Raw genomic sequence first — 18,188 nt, forward strand, 5'->3', positions numbered from 1 at the left:
GCCCGGAGTGTCCGGGCCGGGAGAAGAGGTCAGATGTCGGAGATGAACAGCGATGTGATCAGGCAGGTCCGCGAGCATGAGGACGTGGGCTTCGGCGGGGTGATCGGTCTGGAGTACCGCGACGTGACCCCGGATCGAGTCGTCGTGACCGTTCCGGTCGGCCCGCACCTCCATCAGCCGCACGGGATCGTCCACGGCGGCGTGTACTGCGCGATCGCGGAGACGGTCGCGAGCGTGGCGGGCTCCGTGTGGCTGGGCGGCGAGGGTCGGGTCGTGGGCGTCAACAACTCCACCGATTTCCTGCGCGCGGTCACCGAGGGGACACTCACCGCGACCGGGACCCCGGTGCACCGCGGGCGGTCTCAGCAGCTCTGGCGGGTTGAGATCGCTGACGATCGGGACCGGGTCGTCGCGGTCGGTCAGGTTCGTCTCGCCAATCTCCAGTAGCACCGGGCACGCATCATCGCACGATCCGAGAAACCCCCGGCGGGACACTTCCCGCCGGGGGTTTCTCGCATCCACCCGCGGCCAGCTGTCGAAGTCCGGAGCGGGCGGGCGGCCTCGTCGGCTAATGCACGGACTCGGCGTCCTGTCCTGCGCGGTCGGAATTGCTATCGGTCGCCGCCGAGTCGCGCCGGGCCTGCTCCGCAGTGCGCAGCGCCGCGGCTTCGTCGGCGGCGACCCGCTCGATCGCCTGTCGCGCGTACACCCACTGCTTGGTCGAGGTCAGCTGGGAGCGATGGTCGCCACCCATGTGCATTCCCCAGGAGAACATGGTGGTGATGCGGTTCTTGAAGCCGATCAGGTACGCCAGGTGGACGATCAGCCACATCACCCAGGCGATGAAGCCGGAGATCTCGATCTTTCCCATCTTCACCACGGCGCTGTACCGGGAGACCGTGGCCATGGAGCCCTTGTCGAAGTACTTGAACGGAGGCCGGTCGGCCGGCGTCTTGCCCTTCTCGACCTCGTTGATGATCTGCTTGGCGGCGTACTTTCCGCCCTGGATCGCGACCTGGGCGACGCCGGGAAGATTGTCCAGACTCATCATGTCGCCCACCACGAAGATCTCGGGGTGCCCGGGCAGCGAGAGGTCCTTACGGACGAGGACGCGGCCGGCTCGATCGATCTCCGCGTCCGTCTGGTCGGCGAGCATCCGTCCGAGCGGGCTCGCCTTCACACCGGCGGACCAGATCTTGCAGGAGGCATCGATTCGCCGAACCGAACCGTCGGGATCCTTCACTTCGATGCCGTTGTAATCGACATCGGTGACCATCGCGTTGAGCTGGATCTCGACGCCCATCTTTTCCAGACGGGCACGGGCCGCATTGCCGAGATTGTTGCCGAAGGGAGGAAGCACGGCCGGCGCGGCGTCCAGCAGGATGACGCGGGCCGAAGCGGGATCGATACGCCGGAAACTGTCCTTGAGGGTGTGCTGGGCCAGCTCGGCCACCTGGCCGGCCATCTCGACGCCCGTGGGGCCGGCGCCGACGATGATGAAGGTCAGGAGCCGGCGGCGCTCGTCCTCGTCGTCGATGACCTCGGCCTGCTCGAAGCAGCCCAGGATGCGACTGCGCAGCTCGAGGGCGTCGTCGACCGTCTTCATGCCGGGCGCCCAGCGCTCGAAGTGGTCGTTACCGAAGTAGGACTGGTTGGCGCCGGCGGCCACGACCAGGCTGTCGTACTCCAGGTCGAAGGCGATGTGACCGGCGGTGGCGTGAACACGCTTGCCGGCGACATCGATCTTGTTCACATCGCCCAGGACCACGGTCGCGTTCTTCTGGTCGCGCAGGATCAACCGCGTCGGCGGGGCGATCTCACCGACGGACAGGATCCCGGTCGCCACCTGGTACAGCAGGGGCTGGAAGAGGTGGTGTCCGGTCTTGGCGATCAGCGTCACGTCGACGTCGGCTTTCTCCAACTGCTGCGCAGCGAACAGGCCGCCGAAGCCGGAGCCGATGATGACGACACGGTGCCGGCGGGGCACCGGCGTGGCTGCGGTGACCTGGTCGGATGCGGGCTCGGTCATGGTGGCTCCTGTGAGGCTCGGTGTAGGTCGGGGCGCAGTGGCCTCATCGCTGTTCAGGGCTCGCGGAAATCGCGCGGGCACGGGTTCCAAGGATAGTGGTCGCGCGCACAGCGCGCACGAGGAGGCGGGAGGATCACAGTCCGGCGCCCCCGACGCGCCTGCCCGTCCCCGTCGACCGGCGGCGGTACGGTCCAGGTTCAGGCGAGCCCCGTGAGGAGGGAACCGGTGGTCAGAGTCGAACCGCAGACCGTCGACCTGGAACGCTGGCCTGCCCTGGCCCCGCCCGCCGGTGTCGGGGGGAGTCCAGCCGGTCTCGTCGCCCAGTCGTTGCGCCGCGCCGCACGTGATCTCGGCATACGCATCGACTACCCGGACTCGTCGGCTGCAGGTGATTACGACGCGGACGTGCGGGTGGTCTTGAGGGACCCTGACCACTTCTGGGCGCGACTGGCCGCCGCCGGAGTCGTGGGGCTCGGCGAGTCCTTCATGGCGGGCGAGTGGGCGACCGCGGAGCTCGGTGCGGCTATCGCCGCTCTCGCGCCGTGGATCGCCGACAATCCGGACTGTGCCGACCCGGGGGAGCGGGCGTTCGGTCGCGACGGGCGGGGGCACTCCGGAGCCGGGAGGCGCCGCGATCGGGCGCAGCAGGTACCGCTGGAGGACTCGGTCCCGGGTGCGCTCACGTCGCTGTACACCGATGAGACCATGTCGACCTCCGGCGCGGTCTTCGCCTCAGGCGCTCGGACACGAACCCGTCTCGATGACGGGTCAGATGTCGTCCACCTCGAGGCCCCGGCCTCCCCGCCGCGACGCAATGACCTCGGCGACGCCCAGCGACGATCCGCGGACATGCTCCTGACCCTCGCGGCGGTGGGTGAGGGGGCCCGGGTGCTCGTCGCGACACCCGGCTGGGGTGAATTGCCGATGCGTGCGGCCGAGCGAGGTGCGCACGTGCGGACAATGACGGGGTCCACGGAGAGACTCGCTGCGCTGGGATCGCGGTTCGCGGCCGCGGGCCTGGAGGACAGCGTCTCCCTCTTCCTGGGGGAGCCGTCGGAGGCCGGAGGCGCCCTCGACGCGGTGGTGGCGACCGAACCCGGGGTCGAATCCGGATTGGCCGGCATCGGCGGGGTCGTCGGCGTGGCGGAGCGCCTTCTGGAACCGGGCGGCCGGATGGCATTCCAGGCGTTGGTGTGCCCGGGGCGGCCTGAACGCGCCCACGTGGAACTCGCGGCGTGGGGATCGAAGTACGTGGCCGAAGCGGGGCCGGCGCCGTTGTGGTCGGACCTCGTCGAGGTGATCGCCCGTTCGTCCCGGCTGCGGTTGCGCGGACGGATCGAGATGACCGCGCATCACGCGGAAACGGTCCGTCTCTGGTCGGAGTCGTTCGCGCTCAGAGGAAGAGATGCCGCGGCGCTCGGCTTCGACGCGGTCTATCGTCGGATGTGGGCGTTCCACCTGGCCGCGATGGAGGCGGGGATGCGCCACGGCTGGGTGGAGTCCGTCCAGGTGTTGGCGGACGTCCCCGACACCGTCGTCTAGCCCATGAGGCAGCCGGGGCAATAGGCTCTGCCCATGAGCAATATTCTCACCCCGGTCGCGATCTGGTTGGGGCGGCAGGACGCGACCCGAGAGAACTCCTCTCTCGTGGTGACGGTCGACACCTGGATGTCCCGCGTTTCCGGGGGGCGCCTGCCCCTACTGCGGGTCGCCGGACTCCCTACTCTCACTCTCCACGTGCCGGGCCGTAGGAGTGGCGCGATGCGTAGCACACCGCTTCTGTGCGCGTCGTGGAACAACGGGTTGATCATCATCGGCTCCAACTGGGGTGGAGAGAAGACCCCGGCATGGGTCTACAACCTCCGCGCGGCGGCCGACGGGCTCGTTGAGATGAGCGTCTACGGGGCCCGGCTGCCCGTGGACGTCCGCGAACTCTCGGACGCTGATCGGGACTCGGCGTGGGCCGCGGCGGTCCGGGTGTGGCCGAACTACGAGCACTACGCCGCGCGCACGACCCGACTACTGCCGATCTTCCATCTCACGCCGCGGTTGTGAGTTGAGCCGGTCCGCCCGTAGCCGGTGCCGCCAACCGCGGTCAGCAGGGACCGGCTTGAGGGTCTCAACGTCGCCGGGCGACCATGTTCATCGCGGTCGCGGTGAGAATCGGCTCCGCGTCCTGGTTGACCAGCGTGACGTCCGTGGTGAGGATCCCGCGGTCCGGCTTGGTCCGAGACGGACGCACTCCCGTGGTCTCGCAGATGAGGGTGAGCCGGTCGCCCGGGCGCAGGGGCCGGACCCATCGGAGCTCGTCCACGCCGGGTGAGGCCAGGCTGGCCACGCTGGTGAGGTAGTTGTCCGCGAACAGCCGCATCATCAGCGCGGCGGTCTGCCACCCGCTGGCGATGAGCCCGCCGAACGGGCCGCCCGCCGCGGCTTCCGGGTCGGTGTGGATGCTCTGGGGGTCGTACCTGTGGGCGAACGCCACGATCTCGTCGGCGTCCACCGATTCCTCGCCGAAGCGGTAGCGGCCCCCCTCGGTGTAGTCCTCGAGGTACCTGTCGTCGATCGGTGCGGTGAACTCGTCGAAGGTCTCGTCGTTCATGTCTTCTCCTCGCGTAGCGCGTGTAGGGTTTGAGTTAATCACGATTCACCGACTGGAGGGCGGGGATGGCCTACTTCGAACGACTCGGTGCGGCCCGGTTCCGCCCGACCGAGCACGTCAGCGGCGCGTGGGACGAGTCGACCCAGCACATCGGCCCCGCCCTGGGGCTGCTCGTCCACGCGGTTGAGTCGGACTTCACCGCCCGTCGCGACGATCCCATGGTCATCTCCCGTCTGTCCTACGAACTCCTGGGGGTAGTCCCCATGGACGCGGTCGACGTGGCGGTCGAGGTGATCCGGCCGGGACGGACAATCGAACTGGTCGAGGCCACCTACTCGCACGACGGTCGTACCGGCATCCGGATGCGGGCGTGGCTGCAGCAGCCCCGCGATACCGCCGCTATCGCCGGGGACGGCTTCGACCCCATTCCGCCCCCGGATCAGATGGAGCCCTGGGATCCCACCACGGTCTGGCGGGGCGGATACCTCGCGTCAGCTCAGGTCCGCCGCATCTCCGACGGCCCGGGGCGGTCGCGCTACTGGGTGCGCACCGACGTGCCGCTGCTGGCGGGCGAGGAGGTCAGCGCGACCGCGCGGATGGCTGCGCTGTTCGACATCGCCAACGGTATGGCGATCCGCGCGGACCCGACCGCTGTGCACTACCCGAACATCGACCTGTCGGCGCACCTGGTCCGCCCGCCACAGGGGGAGTGGCTGGGTTACGACACCCGGGTCACCTTCGGTCCCGGTGGCCTGGGGCTGACCGCGAGCGTGATCCACGACGAGTCCGGCCCGCTCGGCACCATCGCGCAGTCACTCACCGTTCGGCCGTGATCGGCCGCCTCCTCTACAGCTGACGTAGATAACAGCGCATCCCGGACCCGGACTCCGGGTCGACGTCGGAGAACCCGTGTCGGGCGTAGAACCTGCGAGCGTCGATGTCGTCGGAGTCGACGTTGATGTGCAGCTCCTTACCTCCCCGGATCCGGACCTCGGCGAGGACCCGGTCGAGTATCGCGCTCCCGACGCCGGCCGATCGGTGTGCCGGACGGACGTAGAGGTCCTCGAGTTGGGCCAATGGCCCGTCCCAGTAGGGCGTGGGCCTGAAGGTGAGGAGTGCGAAGCCGATGTCCTCGGGGTCGCCCGCGCAGCCGTCGCCGTGCGCGGACGTCGTGGAGGAACGACCGCCGACGACGACGAGGACGTCCTTCCGCCGCAGCAGGGCATCGAATCGACGTTCCCCCTCCGCCGGGGTCGGGGAGGGGCAGTCGAACTCTGTGTTGAACTCGTGGAGCAGCAGCGCGATCCCGGCCGCGTCTGCCGGGGACGCGATCCTGATCTCGGCCGTTGTGGCCCCGCCCCCGGCTGCTCTGGTGGCGCCGCTGACCGGCGATCTCTCGAGGAGACGCCTGAGACGGCCGAGATCAGCGGCCACCATCGCGCAGTCGCGTTCGAAATCCTCGTCGTCGTCGTCTTCGAGTTGTCGGATCGAGAACACGACCTCGGCGCCGGCCGGGTGGGGGAGGACGCGCATCGGGTTGTGGACGCGCGTCCCGTCGGGCAGCGTCACCTCATGGTCGAGGACACCCAGCGGGTTGCGATCGACGAAACGCACGCGGACGCGTCCCATCGGGGACTCGACCACGAACTCGTCGTCGTGGATCGTCGCCTCGCCGGTCGCCAGGCCCGCAGCCCATTCCGGTAGGCGGGTCGGGTCCCCGGCGAGGCCATAGACCTCATCGACGGGGCGGTGGACGACGACACTGAGGTGGCGGCTCCGCATGGCCTGCAGATCCTACGGCCACAACGCGGGTGGGGGCACCGTTGGACGATGTCGCGGACTCACGCCGACACGGCCACGACCGCGCCCAGGAGGGCCGTCGCGCATACGACGGCGGTGGCCAGCATCCGGGTCGCCGCACCGGGAAGGCGTGATCGGCCGGCCATGACCACGCCCACCGCCAACGCGACGCGCGGTGGCGAGACGATGATGGCATACGACCCCGCGACGTTCTGACCAGCGAGGGCGGTGAGGGGATCTGCCCCCAGGCTCGCGGCCGCGCCGGTCGTGGCGGCGGAGAACATCGCGGCCGCGCCGGTGTTGGACCCGGTGAGGTACCCGCCGAGAGCGCCGATCGCCGGGATCAGGCCCACGAAGACGTCGCCCGCGCCGGTCGCCAGGGACGCGAGGTGGCCGGCCATCCCGGTCGCGGCCATCACCACTCCGATCAGCATGAACACCACCGCGTTGCCGGCGACGGTCGCCCACGTCCGCAGCGCCTCGCGGACCAACGGGACGACGGCGGGTCGAGGAACACCCGACGTGCTGATCGCGATCAGCGCCGCGACGTTGATCCACACCGCGGGACCGGCGATCCACTCGAGCCCCGGCGGGGAGCCGGCCAACCCGATCACCGCGCTCGTGCCGAGGATGCCGGTGAGCAGGACGAGATAGGGGACCACGGCCCGCACGAGGGCACGATCGACCGCCGGGAGCGCGCCGTGACGGGCCCGCGAGATACCGAGAAGAAGCACGGTGACCGCGAGAGAGGCGATGATCCCTGCGGGCGGTGCCCCGACGAACAGATTGGCACCGACCAGCGCGATCCACTGGGTGAGGATGACCGCCGCGGCCAGACCAACCAGCCACACGGCGGGGCGGCGGCCGAGCACCACGAGGACGCCGATCATGCTCACGACGAGCACCGGCAGGGTCAGCAGTGCTGACCGGTAGCCCAGCTCCGCGAAGCCCTGCCCACCGAGTTCGGCGGCCACCAGGGTGCCCGGGGCAAGTGAGCCCCACGGGACGAGGACCAGTCCGAGCAGGCCGGTGACGACCGCCTTGACCGGTCCGAGCCCCATACGGACGAGCAGCGGTGCGGTGATCACCACGCCCAGTCCGAAGCCGGTGACGGACTCCATGAACGGTGTCAGTCCGAAGACCAGCAGAAGGATCGTCACGATCCGGTCGGGCCCTGGCTCGACGCTTTCCAGCCATCCGGCGATGCGTTCCTGCGCTCCGGCCCGCGACATGACCACGGAGAGCACGACGCCGCCGAGCAGGATGAGGGCGACCTCCAGGACGGTCGGTCCCATCTGGCCGAAGGATATGGAGATCTGGTCGGCGGTCGGGCGGAACACCGCGACGGCGGCCAGGACCGTGCCGCCGAGTCCGGCCGCCCCGGCGACGAGGGAGGGCACCCGGAGGGCCAACAGCGCCAACACCAGGGCGATGGGGGCGAGTGCGGCCGCGGAATCGAAGTGCTGACTCACCGCGGCCACCCGGGTCGGTGGTCGGCCCCGGCGTCCGAGGGCGGTGGGAACGTGCGGCCGGCCGGGCCGACTATCGGCCCGACCGACCTGTCAGTGCCGGTCAGCGGTTGACGAGCTTGAAGAAGGTGCTGCCCTCGCCGTCGGACTTGTGGTCCTGGTAGAGCAGCGCGAGATTCTGGGACTCGAACTTGTCGAACCACTCGGCCCAGCTGATCTGCTCAAGCGACTCGTCACCGGCCCCGCCGGGGAAGTCGAACCGCAGGACACCGGGGTCATCCCCGCCCCCGGTGTCCCGGACGCAGGCGGGCTTGCCGTTGTTGCGTTCGACCCAGTTGCGGATCTCGTCGTGGTCCGTCGTGGTGGTCGACTCTGACGCCATGGCCTGGAAACTCCTTCGGGTTGAGACCTACCGTAGTCCGTGGATCAGGGTGTGGGCATGCCGCCGTTGACGTGCAACGTCTCGCCGATCACGTAGCTCGACTCCGGCGAGGCGAGGAAGACATACGCCGGTGCGAGCTCGGTCGGCTGGCCCGCACGGCCCATGGGGGAGACCTGGTCGAACTTCGGCAGATCCTCCTTCTCCTGTCCGTCCGACACCTGTAGTGGGGTCCAGATGGGTCCGGGCGCGACCGCGTTGACCCGGATGCCCTTGGTCGCGAGCTGCTGGGCCAGCCCCTTGGTGAAGTTGTTGATGGCCGCCTTGGTGGACGCGTAGTCGAGCAGGTTGGGTGCCGGCTGATAGGCCTCGATCGAGGTCGTGTTGATGATCGTGGAACCGGGTGTCAGGTGCGCGAGCGCCGCCTTGGTGATCCGGAACATCGCCAGGATGTTGACCGTGTACGTATCGGTCAGTTGCTCGTCGGGCAACTCCTCAAGGCTTGGCGCGACGACCTGTTTGCCGGCGTTGTTGACGAGGATGTCCAGACCGCCGAGACCGTCGACGGCGTCGCTGACGACCGAGGAGCACAGCGCCTTATCGGTCAGGTCGCCCGGCAGGAGCACGGCCTTGCGGCCCTCTCGTTCGATGATCTCGCGGATCCTGTCCGCGTCGGCTTGTTCGTCGGGGAGGTAGTTGAGTGCCACGTCCGCGCCCTCGCGGGCGAAGGCGATGGCGACTGCCGCTCCGATACCCGAGTCTCCGCCGGTGATGAGCGCTTTACGTCCGGTGAGTCGTCCGGTTCCGCGGTAGGAGGACTCGCCGTGATCGGCCTTCGGCTCCAGTTCGGCATCCAGTCCGGGCTCCGGCTGGTGCTGGATCGGCGGTTCCACCGTCGGATAACGCGTGACGGGGTTCTGGAACGTCAGTTGATCACTGCCGGCTGCGGTGTTCGTTCGCGTCATCGCTGCTCCTCTCGGTGCTGCACCGACGGTCGAAGGCCCGCTCGGTGCTTCTACCAAACCGACCCTACGGTGGTTCGATCCCGTTGCAACTGGTCGAGCAGCACTACGCTGAACGGGCGCCCGGGGGTCATATTGGACGGATCGCGCGATCCCGGTGGTCGTTCACCGGCCCGTGTGGCTGCCGAAGTATGCAGGGGAGAGGAAGAGGCTATGACACTCATCCGCAGGGAACACCGCGACGACGTCGTTGCCATCAGGGATGTCACCGCGGCGGCGTTTCGCGCTGCCGAACACAGCGCGCCGCCGGTCGAGCCGGGCGGGCCGCCGGGTGAGGTGAACCTCATCGACCGACTGCGCGAGGACGGGGGCTGGATCCCGGAACTGTCACTGGTGGCGGAGACGGCGGGGCGCGTCGTGGGCCATGTGGTCGGGTCGAGGGCGTTCGTCGGTGACGTGCCCGCGATCGGTCTGGGGCCGCTGAGTGTCGAGCCGGAACTGCAACGGTCCGGAATCGGTGCTGCGCTCGTGCACGCGGTCCTTGGCGCGGCGGATGCGCTCGGCGAGCCGCTGGTCGGGTTGCTCGGCGATCCGGCCTACTACGGGCGTTTCGGCTTCGCGCCGGCCGTCGCCTTCGGCGTCGAGTCGCCGGACCCGGCTTGGGGCGACTATTTCCAGGTTCGTGCCCTCACCACCTACCGCGGCCACTCCGGGCTGTTCCGCTACGCGGCGCCGTTCGACGCGGTCTGAACGAGTCGCGGCCCTGGTGACGCCGGTTGGTGCGGTGTCATACTGGCGCCATGCCACTTCAAGGGGAGTACGAGCCGAGTCCGAGCGCGTGGGCCGCTGATCAGGCCGAACTGATCGAGTCGTCCGGCGGTACCGAGGGCACCAGCCTCCAGGGGCGGCCCGTTGTTCTTCTGACCACCAGGGGGGCCAAGAGCGGCAAGCTCCGCAAGAGCCCGCTGATGCGCGTCGAGCACGACGGCGAGTATGCGATCGTCGCGTCCATGGGTGGGGCGCCCGATCACCCGGTCTGGTACTTCAACGTCAAGGCAGAGCCACACGTCGAGCTCCAGGACGGCCGCGTGAGGCAGGACATGCGTGCCCGCGAGGTGACAGGGGAGGAGAAGGCCCGCTGGTGGGAGCGGGCGGTGAAGGCGTTCCCCGACTACGCGGACTACCAGGCCAAGACCGATCGTGAGATCCCGGTGTTTGTGCTCTCGCCGATGTGACACTCAGAGAGCCCCGGCTCCGTCGGTGGATCAACCGCATCGCACAGTACCGGGGAAGGCCTGCGCTCGCCCATGAACTCGGCGCCCGGCCGAGGGCGACTGAACGCGCGGCGTCCACAGCGAGCATGTCAAACCTCAGTGGGCTGGTCGACCAGACGCGGTCTGAGCCGGGCAGGCGAGGGGTCGACGCCTCGCCGAAGCTCGGCAGTGAGCTCGTCGGCGTAGGAGATGAGTCCGGTCGCATCGATTCCGTGAGGTGCGGGGCCATCGCTGTGTCGGATGCGCTCGGCCGCGCGTTCGAGCAGCGTCAATGCGCCCTTGGCGTTGCCGCGCTGAATGTGGGTGATGCCGACGGCCAGTTGGGCCAGACCCTGCCAGAGCAAGCGTTCGTCGTCGGGGCAGCTTTTCCAGGCGCCTTCGAGTACTTCGTGCGCATTGAAGGCGAGGCCCCGGTCCAACAGGTCCTGCGCCCACACCAACGATTCGGCGGGCGTCAGATCGAGATCCTCGGGGATACGCTCGACCCCGACGCTTCCTGGCGGTAGCGGGCGGCCGAGCTCGTCGCGGGGACGTGAGTTACGTGCGCGACCGTCGGCGTCACGATCGCGCTCGATTCCACCCGGGGTCAGCATGCCCACATCGTCCCATCCATGACTGGCCGCTTGCCACTTCCGAATTTTCTGACCGAGCGCAGTGATCTCCTGACGACGTGATCCGCCGCTGACGCTGGGCGAGTCAACCCGTTGCCCTCAGAGGCAACGGCCTTACATCGTGTTGACGACCAGCCCGATATGCGAATAGAAATTGAGGGCGGCGAAGAGTAACCAGATGGTGCCCGTAACGGCCCAGCACCAGCCGATAATGCTGGTCACGACGCCGCCATCGAGGCCTCGAGCGAGGCGCCCGGTGGCAAAGGGTGTGAGGAGTGCACCGACACCGATTGCCGTGTAGAGCGCCGATATGAAAATCGCCTCGATAATCGCCCACTCACCGAAGAACCCGGAGATCGGTTCCTGCGGGGGTGCCGCGAACAGCTGATAGACCACGCCGGCGAGGGCGATTGCGAACATTGCCAATCCGAGCCCCACCACGAAAATCGTCATCGGTCGTGAGTCTCTCGCTACCTCACGTACTGTGACACCGACTTCCCGCTTAGACCAGAGATACACAGCCGCAGCCAGCAGGAGCACGCCCAAAGCGAGACTGGGCTCGCCGAAGATGATGTTGTCGAACGCAAACCCGCCGGCGGCGAGAGGCCAGGTGAGCGTCATGTGCAGACCCGTGACGGTGAGGATCAGGCCGAGTACACCGAAGTTGAGGGACCAGCCGGTAACGCTGACCTCTGCGGGGTCTGCATGCAATGCCCGGAAGAAGAAGACCAGTCCCACAAGGGCTGCGCCGACGGCTAGCGCCATAACCGTGTTGTACGTCGGCATCGTCGTCCAGTCGATCATGCCGGGTGTTTCGACACCCCGGAAGAAATCGCCTATCGAATCCTGGGTTTCCATGAGATTCCTTTCGTCAACCGAGGTTCTGCGGCAGTCGCTGTGAGAGACGATACGACGGGGTGCCGACTCGCGCGAAGGGTTGGGGCGAGGACCAGCCGCGGGCGGAGCGCATCCGGCGCCGTCTCGCGGCCGCCGCCGGGAGGGGCGGGCTGGGTTTACTTTACATAATGTAGATTATCGGCACTCGGGGCGAGTGTCTGACCTGGAGCTACGCGGGTCGCGTTCCCGCGCTCCGAATGGCCCGGCTCACCGCGTCCAAGGCCATCAGCCGGACCGTGTCGACGTCCGCCGGTACCTCGCCAGTTGCCGCAGCGATGAATGCGTCACCGTCGTACCGCGTGTGCGGCGGCGTGAGCGCGCGTGACAGTCCGTCGTGCGCACCCTGCGCCATGACGTAGCACGCGGTCTTGTCGAGCCGGGCGTTCGTCACCACCGCGCCGATGGTCGTGTGGGTTCGCTCGCTGCCGAAGTCGAATGGTGGAGCCAGGTCGGCTACGGCCGACAGGTCGACCTCGGCTTCGCCGCCGTGGTCGATGTCCCCGAACGCGTTGACCGCGCACCATGCACCCACCACGGCTTCTCCGAGAACGGTCTCCGCATACCGGAGCCCGCCCGGGCGGGCCGCGTCGCGGCCACGCCACCAGGACGTCATCGCGCCGGTACCTGCGCCGATCTGGCCGACTTCGAACTCCGGACCCGAGGCCGCCCGGGCGGCCGTTAACGCGTTGTCCGCGGTCGGCCGCACGGAGGCATCTCCGATTCCGAGGTCGAACAACGCCAGTGTCGGAACGATGGGCACGCGGCCGCCGGGCGTCGGCACGCCGCGGCCGGCGGCCTCGAGGAATCGCATCACCCCGTCGGCTGCGGCCAGTCCGAATGCCGATCCGCCCGTGAGTACGACCGCGTCGGTTGAGCTCACGGCCTTGTCCGGAGCCAGCGCGTCGAGGTCCCGGGTGGCCGGCGCGCCGCCTCGGACCTCGCGGGACGCGACTGTCCCTTCGGGAAGGATCAGCACGGTGCACCCGGTTCGGGCGGCGTGGTCCGACCAATGTCCGACCGAGACGCCCCGCAGTCCGGTGCTCTGAAGTATGGCGCTGTCGGAATGGCTCACGGCGCTACGGTATCCGGCTGTCGGGTTCGGTGATGGCGAATTGCCCACGGTTCCCCGGGTTGTAACGTCTCGTCTCTGGGGTCGTACTCGAAACTTCACTGTGACGGTTTGGCAGGCTGGCGGAGGATGGTGCGGAGGCGATCCGGTGGTGTCTTCCGCGGGTCGGACAGATAGATCTCGTGATGACGTCCGGCGGCGACCATGCCGTGTCCCGGCAGGACCTCGTCGTGTATCCGCGCGATGGTCGGGCCCTCGGCGTCGTAGGGGCCCACATGGAGCGTCTGGATCGCCGGCCCCTCAACGAGGGTCGCGTACCGTACGAGATCCTTGACACCCGGGATCTTCTTCGTACCCACCGTGTCCAACGCAGACGCTGCCACATCCGGGGTGATCCACTCGGGCTGCCAGATCATCATGGTCCAGTACCATGCGCCTTTGTCCCGTGCGGTGAACACACTGAGATCGTCCGCATACCAGAGGCCCTCGAGTGGTCCTACGGTGTGCACAAGTCCTAACCGGGACCGTGCTGCCGCCCGGATCGCATAGGCCGTTGTATACAAGGCCTCGACGGCACGGCGATAGTCGTCTGCGAGGTTCGGATCGCCGTGGCCGTCCGCCATGAGGAAACTCATCTCGGGTACGTCCACCACATCGAACCTGCCCGCTCGTCCGCTGTACAGGTCCCGACGGTCCTTCTTGACGTCGTAGTTCGCGGTGGGCCGACTCGAGGCCCCGGGGTCACCTGACATACACCGACCCTAGCGCTACCTCCGTATCACGAGCGTGGGCCAATCGCTGAGATCGCGAAGCAATTGCCGGTCGTGAGTGGCTACGGCGACGGCACACGACGCCGTCCTCAGGACGGCCGTGAGGGCGTCGACCAGGGAGAATGACAGATGATTGGTCGGCTCGTCGAGCATCAGCAGATCTGGTTTCTCCGCGAGGCACAGTGCCAGGTGGAGCCGCCGCTGCTGTCCCTGCGACATACGCGACACGGGGGTCCCCACCGTGTCGGAGCCGAGTAGTCCGGTGGTCACCAGGCCGGGTGCGGACGTCGCTCCGAGCCGGTCCACGTGGTCGCGATAGATCTCCGCCCCGGTCCGGTGCGGATCCCACCCCGGCACCTCCTGGCTGAGGAGCGACACCCGGGCGTCCGGGCGTCGATCCACTCGGCCCGAGTCGGGTTCGAACTCTCCGGCCAGCAGACCCAGCAGGGTGGATTTCCCCACGCCGTTCGGGCCGGTCAACAGTATTCGGTCGCCGGTATCGATCGACAGGGACACCGCGCCGGTGAGTCGGCCGGTGACCCGCGGCTCGAAGCAGGTGAGCACGGCACGTCCGGCGGGCACCGACCATTCCGGCCACAGGAACCGCGCGGGCGGCGGTGGCACGGTCACCCGGTGGCGATCCAGGGCCTCACGTCGCCGGTTGAACGCCTGCACGGCACCGGCGGCCCGTGTCGCCCTCTCGTGCCGACCGTGCCCCTTGGCGGGACGCCACGAATCATGGAGTCTCCCACGCGCGTCTTCTGCCGCACGACTGAGTCGGTCGTGCTCGTCCACCTGCGCCGCATGAATCTGTTCCCATCGCACTCTCTCTCGGCGTCGGCCTTCGATCCAGCCCTCGTAGCCGCCCCCATAGAGTCGCGGTACGCCATCCTGGCTAGGGTCCAGGTCCAGAAAGTGGGTCGCGACGTCGCGCAACAGGGCCCGGTCGTGGCTGGCCAGGGCGAGCGCGCCGAGGTGTTCCCGCAGTCGTTCCGTCAGGAACGCCAGTCCGGACGCGTCGAGGTGGTTGGTGGGCTCGTCCAGCAGGAGTATGTCGTGCCGGGCGCCGAGGACGCATGCCAGTCGCACCCGGTACCGCTGCCCCACCGACAGCGATGACAGCGGTTGTGCCCGATCCGTGCAGGCGGACAGTCCCTCCAGTGCCACGTCCACGCGGCGGTCGGCGTCCCATGCGTCCAGCAGCATGGCGCGGTCCAGCGCGGTGGCGTACGCGTCGTCGGCGCCGGGCCGCCCTTCGACCATCGCGGTGGTGGCACTGTCCAACGCCTGGAGAGCGTTGATGCTGTCGGCGATCTCCAGGTTCACGGCATCTCCGACGGTGCGGCCCTCCGAGATGTCGAGATGCTGTTCCACGGTGCCGACGCTCCCGCGGCGTGTGATGGTGCCGGCATCGGGGCGCCGGGCTCCCGCCAGAACCTCGAGCAGGGTGGTCTTGCCCCGCCCGTTCTCCCCCACCACCGCCAGTGCGGTGCCGGCGGACAGGGTCACATCGACCCCGGTGAGGACGGGCCGGCCCCCCAGGGCCACTGAGGCGCCGGTCAGACGGATGTGGGCGTGGGTGCCCGCAGGAAGATGATTGTTCGGTGTGTCAGGCATCGTGCTCTCTGCAGAGTTCGTCGCGGAGCCGGACAGCACGAATCCGCCGCCCGGCCGGTGGGCCGTCGACGGCGTGCAGAGATCAGAGGTGAAGTGTGGGCCCTGCCGCCGTCAGCGGCGGGACCAGGGCTTCAGTGAGTACGCACCGGGATTCATGGCGGTCAAGGTACATCAGTCGGTGCGCCCGTGTCCACGGAGTTCATCAAGTCGCGCCTGCAATTGGTCGATATCACGCTGGTACAGGCCGGTGAGTCTGTCGATGTACTCCCGGTCCCACCGTGGCGTGATGTGCTTGCTGCAGTTGGCGTCCGAGGCGACGAGTTCCACGACGATCGCCCGCTCCACGTGGCCCGTGTAGGTCTTCTCCCCCATCGTGCGCAGTCGCTCGATCAGCGCGGGCTCCTGCTCCGGCTCCACGATCCGCGCGTGGCCGAACACCTTGAGCCGGCTGCGCGTGGGGTAGTCCACGAAGAACAGGCAGACCCGCCCGTCGGAGTCGATGCCGCCGGTGGACACGTACTGCTGGTTGCCGCGGAACTCCACCCAGGACAGCGTGGTGGCACCGTCGACATGGACGAATCCCGCGGGCCCGCCGCGATGTTGCACATAGGGCCACCCCGTTTCGGTGACCGTGGAAAGGAAGAAGTGGTCGGCCCGCCTGATCTGGGCGATGTCCGTGCCCTCGAGCGCGAACTCGCCGGTCTGCTCGGGTCGGTTGACGCCCACGGCCTCCTGCCTGGCGCGTGCGGCGGGGCCGAATGCGATCTCCGGATAACGGTTGGCGGTCATGGCATCGACACTAACGGCGTCGGCGCCGGACTCGGCAGCCGCGAGACGGACCGCTCCGTCAATGAACGTTGACGAGGGGGGCGGGGTCAACGTAGATTGACGTCGGGGGTGGTTACGGTGGAAACCGCACTGGAATACGACGACGACGAGGGCGGGCCGGTCGCCCGACTGGCCGCGATCGCGGGAGCCAAAGCAGATCTCGCCCGTGAGGAGGCGGCGGCCGTCCGCCACGCCCGTATTCACGGGATGAGTTGGGCGGAGATCGGACTCGTGCTGGGCGTGAGCAAGCAGGCGCTGCACAAGCGCTTCGGGAAGGTGGGCTGATCACTGTCGAGGACGATGAGGCCGGCGGCGGAGTTCCTCCGGCAACTGGTGACGCTCGCACCGAGCCCGCCGCGGTTGCCGAACGCGATCAAGGCGGGACTGACGGTTCTCCTGTGCCTGTCGGTCCCCACGCTGCTGGGACGGCCGGACCTGGGACTGCTGACGGTCACGGGGACCTTCGCGGTCCTGTACGCCCCGGCTGCTCCCCTGCGCCGACGCGCGGTCACGGTGGCGGGGATCGGCCTCGGACTGATCGGCGCGACGGCCCTGGGGGCGTTCACCGCGGGGTCCGTCGCGCTCTTCGCCGTGTCGGCGATCCTCCTCGCCATGGTGACCGCCGGCCTGTGCCTCGCACTCCGGGTCGGGCCGCCCGGTTCCTACTTCCTCGTCCTGTGCGCGGGAATCGCCTATCTCCTCGTCGGTGAGCACGGAACCGCGCCGTGGCTCGTGCCGGCGATGACCGCGGTCGGTGCGACCGTCGCATGGGCGGTGACGATGGCCGAGCTCATACCCGACCCGCGACGGCCCGAGCGCCTCGCCGTGAAGGCTGCCGCCGATGCGGTGACCGCGTACGCCGCTTCCGAACCGGGGCCGGACGGTCGCCCGCTGCACCGGGCAGCCGCCCACGCCCTCGCGTCCGCGGAGGAAGCCGTCGCCGAAGGGATGTGGACCGCCGACCGGTCGCTCGCCGCCGCGCTGGAGAGTGCGCACCGCGATTACGCCGAGCGCAGTGCTCGGGCGAAGCTGCACGTCGTTCCCGGGGAGGAACTCGGGTGGGATCCCCGCAACCCCGACGCCGGTCGGTGGATCGAGGACGACGCGGGGCATGCGGACGTCGAGATGCCGACGGCGGAGGTCGCCGAACGTGTCGAGAACGCGCTCTCCGACGATGAGCTGCGCAGCACGGGCTCGCTGCGACGTCGGCTGGCGGACGGACTGCGGTGGCCGGGTGAGCCGTGGTCGGTGGCGCTCTCCGTGGGGGTGGCCACGGCGATTTCGATACTCGTACTGCTGGCCTTCAGTGGACCGGATCAGCCGCACCTGTACTGGGTGGTGGCCTTCTCGGCGCTCGTGCTCCACCAGGGAGGTCCCCGTGTCGCCCGGACCCACCGCGCTCTCCACCGGTTGACGGGGACGGTGCTCGGGCTGGGTCTGTTCCTGTTGCTGACGCTGGCCGATCCGTCGGGGTGGTGGCTGATCGTCCTCATCGTCACGCTGCAGTTCGCCATCGAGCTGCTCGTCACCCGCAACTACGGGCTGGCGGTTACGCTCATCACCCCGCTCGCCCTCCTCGTCGCGACCGGCGGGCAGATGCCGGAGGACCCGTTGGCGCTGACCGGTGAGCGGCTGCTCGACACGGTGATCGGCGTCGTCGTCGCCGTCGTCGTCCTGTGGACGCTCGGACGTCGAGCGCCCCACCGGGCGGTCCGAGGCGACACCCGTCGCGCCCTCGCAGAGCTCGCGGAGTTCGCCCGCGGCGACGCGCAGACCCCGACGGAACCGACACTGGCCTCCGCGCTGCGCGACCTCAACACCAGCACGACCCTCCTGATCGCGGACGGGCACGGCGATTCGGCCGAGGCCCGCACCGCCTAG

At 68.7% G+C, this 18,188-nt stretch carries 20 protein-coding genes; 8 read left to right on the forward strand and 12 right to left on the reverse strand.

Translation table 11 applies throughout. The features are described 5' to 3' along the window. The first annotated feature begins 33 nt into the window (after positions 1 to 33). The gene (locus tag ACWGLC_RS04725; protein ID WP_452098803.1) at positions 34 to 447 is read left to right on the forward strand and encodes a PaaI family thioesterase; all 414 of its coding nucleotides are present in this window, start codon (positions 34 to 36) and stop codon (positions 445 to 447) included. A gap of 121 nt (positions 448 to 568) precedes the next feature. Here the strand turns inward: ACWGLC_RS04725 and ACWGLC_RS04730 are convergent, their stop codons facing one another. Continuing rightward, complete coding sequence (locus ACWGLC_RS04730) at positions 569 to 2,029, reverse strand: NAD(P)/FAD-dependent oxidoreductase (protein ID WP_452098804.1); 1,461 nt, start codon at positions 2,027 to 2,029, stop codon at positions 569 to 571. A gap of 225 nt (positions 2,030 to 2,254) precedes the next feature. On the opposite strand from ACWGLC_RS04730, the gene ACWGLC_RS04735 reads away from it, so the two are divergent. Together ACWGLC_RS04735 and ACWGLC_RS04740 are read left to right on the forward strand one after the other, a co-directional pair. Beyond that, entirely contained in the window at positions 2,255 to 3,571 is a 1,317-nt protein-coding gene (locus tag ACWGLC_RS04735; RefSeq protein ID WP_452098805.1) for a class I SAM-dependent methyltransferase, read from the forward strand. 33 nt (positions 3,572 to 3,604) lie between these two features. Continuing rightward, positions 3,605 to 4,084, forward strand: a complete 480-nt coding sequence (locus tag ACWGLC_RS04740; RefSeq protein ID WP_452098806.1) for a nitroreductase family deazaflavin-dependent oxidoreductase — start codon at positions 3,605 to 3,607, stop codon at positions 4,082 to 4,084. Positions 4,085 to 4,148: 64 nt separating this feature from the next. Here the strand turns inward: ACWGLC_RS04740 and ACWGLC_RS04745 are convergent, their stop codons facing one another. After that, positions 4,149 to 4,631, reverse strand: a complete 483-nt coding sequence (locus ACWGLC_RS04745; RefSeq protein WP_452098807.1) for a MaoC family dehydratase — start codon at positions 4,629 to 4,631, stop codon at positions 4,149 to 4,151. 65 nt (positions 4,632 to 4,696) lie between these two features. Here ACWGLC_RS04745 and ACWGLC_RS04750 point away from each other — a divergent pair, with 65 nt between their 5' ends. Next, complete coding sequence (locus tag ACWGLC_RS04750) at positions 4,697 to 5,464, forward strand: thioesterase family protein (RefSeq protein WP_452098808.1); 768 nt, start codon at positions 4,697 to 4,699, stop codon at positions 5,462 to 5,464. A 13-nt stretch (positions 5,465 to 5,477) separates the two neighbouring features. Here ACWGLC_RS04750 and ACWGLC_RS04755 read toward each other — a convergent pair whose 3' ends face one another. The 4 genes from ACWGLC_RS04755 to ACWGLC_RS04770 form a co-directional block, all read right to left on the reverse strand. After that, complete coding sequence (locus ACWGLC_RS04755) at positions 5,478 to 5,969, reverse strand: N-acetyltransferase family protein (RefSeq protein ID WP_452099056.1); 492 nt, start codon at positions 5,967 to 5,969, stop codon at positions 5,478 to 5,480. Positions 5,970 to 6,472: 503 nt separating this feature from the next. Next, positions 6,473 to 7,903 carry an L-lactate permease gene (locus ACWGLC_RS04760; RefSeq protein ID WP_452098809.1) on the reverse strand — a complete coding sequence of 477 codons (1,431 nt, stop codon included), beginning with the start codon at positions 7,901 to 7,903 and terminating at the stop codon, positions 6,473 to 6,475. A 100-nt stretch (positions 7,904 to 8,003) separates the two neighbouring features. Then, on the reverse strand, positions 8,004 to 8,282 hold the full coding sequence (locus tag ACWGLC_RS04765) for a hypothetical protein (RefSeq protein WP_452098810.1): 279 nt from the start codon (positions 8,280 to 8,282) through the stop codon (positions 8,004 to 8,006). 44 nt (positions 8,283 to 8,326) lie between these two features. Beyond that, positions 8,327 to 9,244, reverse strand: coding sequence for an SDR family oxidoreductase (locus ACWGLC_RS04770; protein ID WP_452098811.1), 918 nt, complete (start codon positions 9,242 to 9,244; stop codon positions 8,327 to 8,329). A gap of 210 nt (positions 9,245 to 9,454) precedes the next feature. On the opposite strand from ACWGLC_RS04770, the gene ACWGLC_RS04775 reads away from it, so the two are divergent. Together ACWGLC_RS04775 and ACWGLC_RS04780 are read left to right on the forward strand one after the other, a co-directional pair. Next, positions 9,455 to 9,991 (forward strand): GNAT family N-acetyltransferase, encoded by a 537-nt coding sequence (locus tag ACWGLC_RS04775; RefSeq protein ID WP_452098812.1) that lies wholly within the window; start codon positions 9,455 to 9,457, stop codon positions 9,989 to 9,991. Between the two features lie 50 nt (positions 9,992 to 10,041). After that, positions 10,042 to 10,476 carry a nitroreductase family deazaflavin-dependent oxidoreductase gene (locus ACWGLC_RS04780; protein WP_452098813.1) on the forward strand — a complete coding sequence of 145 codons (435 nt, stop codon included), beginning with the start codon at positions 10,042 to 10,044 and terminating at the stop codon, positions 10,474 to 10,476. A gap of 128 nt (positions 10,477 to 10,604) precedes the next feature. Here ACWGLC_RS04780 and ACWGLC_RS04785 read toward each other — a convergent pair whose 3' ends face one another. The 6 genes from ACWGLC_RS04785 to ACWGLC_RS04810 all read right to left on the reverse strand — a co-directional run bounded on the left by ACWGLC_RS04785 (position 10,605) and on the right by ACWGLC_RS04810 (position 16,268). Then, a complete protein-coding gene (locus ACWGLC_RS04785) occupies positions 10,605 to 11,108 on the reverse strand; it encodes a DUF309 domain-containing protein (protein WP_452098814.1) in 504 nt (167 codons plus the stop codon). A gap of 132 nt (positions 11,109 to 11,240) precedes the next feature. After that, the gene (locus ACWGLC_RS04790) at positions 11,241 to 11,984 is read right to left on the reverse strand and encodes a DUF981 family protein (protein WP_452098815.1); all 744 of its coding nucleotides are present in this window, start codon (positions 11,982 to 11,984) and stop codon (positions 11,241 to 11,243) included. 208 nt (positions 11,985 to 12,192) lie between these two features. Further along, complete coding sequence (locus ACWGLC_RS04795) at positions 12,193 to 13,095, reverse strand: P1 family peptidase (protein ID WP_452098816.1); 903 nt, start codon at positions 13,093 to 13,095, stop codon at positions 12,193 to 12,195. Positions 13,096 to 13,190: 95 nt separating this feature from the next. Further along, positions 13,191 to 13,844, reverse strand: a complete 654-nt coding sequence (locus ACWGLC_RS04800; protein ID WP_452098817.1) for a GyrI-like domain-containing protein — start codon at positions 13,842 to 13,844, stop codon at positions 13,191 to 13,193. 15 nt (positions 13,845 to 13,859) lie between these two features. After that, positions 13,860 to 15,479, reverse strand: a complete 1,620-nt coding sequence (locus ACWGLC_RS04805; RefSeq protein WP_452098818.1) for an ABC-F family ATP-binding cassette domain-containing protein — start codon at positions 15,477 to 15,479, stop codon at positions 13,860 to 13,862. Between the two features lie 171 nt (positions 15,480 to 15,650). Continuing rightward, the gene (locus ACWGLC_RS04810; RefSeq protein WP_452098819.1) at positions 15,651 to 16,268 is read right to left on the reverse strand and encodes a pyridoxamine 5'-phosphate oxidase family protein; all 618 of its coding nucleotides are present in this window, start codon (positions 16,266 to 16,268) and stop codon (positions 15,651 to 15,653) included. Positions 16,269 to 16,385: 117 nt separating this feature from the next. Between ACWGLC_RS04810 and ACWGLC_RS04815 the strand changes: the two genes are divergently transcribed. Then, entirely contained in the window at positions 16,386 to 16,592 is a 207-nt protein-coding gene (locus tag ACWGLC_RS04815) for a hypothetical protein (protein WP_452098820.1), read from the forward strand. A 15-nt stretch (positions 16,593 to 16,607) separates the two neighbouring features. Further along, complete coding sequence (locus ACWGLC_RS04820) at positions 16,608 to 18,188, forward strand: FUSC family protein (protein WP_452098821.1); 1,581 nt, start codon at positions 16,608 to 16,610, stop codon at positions 18,186 to 18,188.

The organism is Dietzia sp. NPDC055877 (assembly GCF_053615975.1).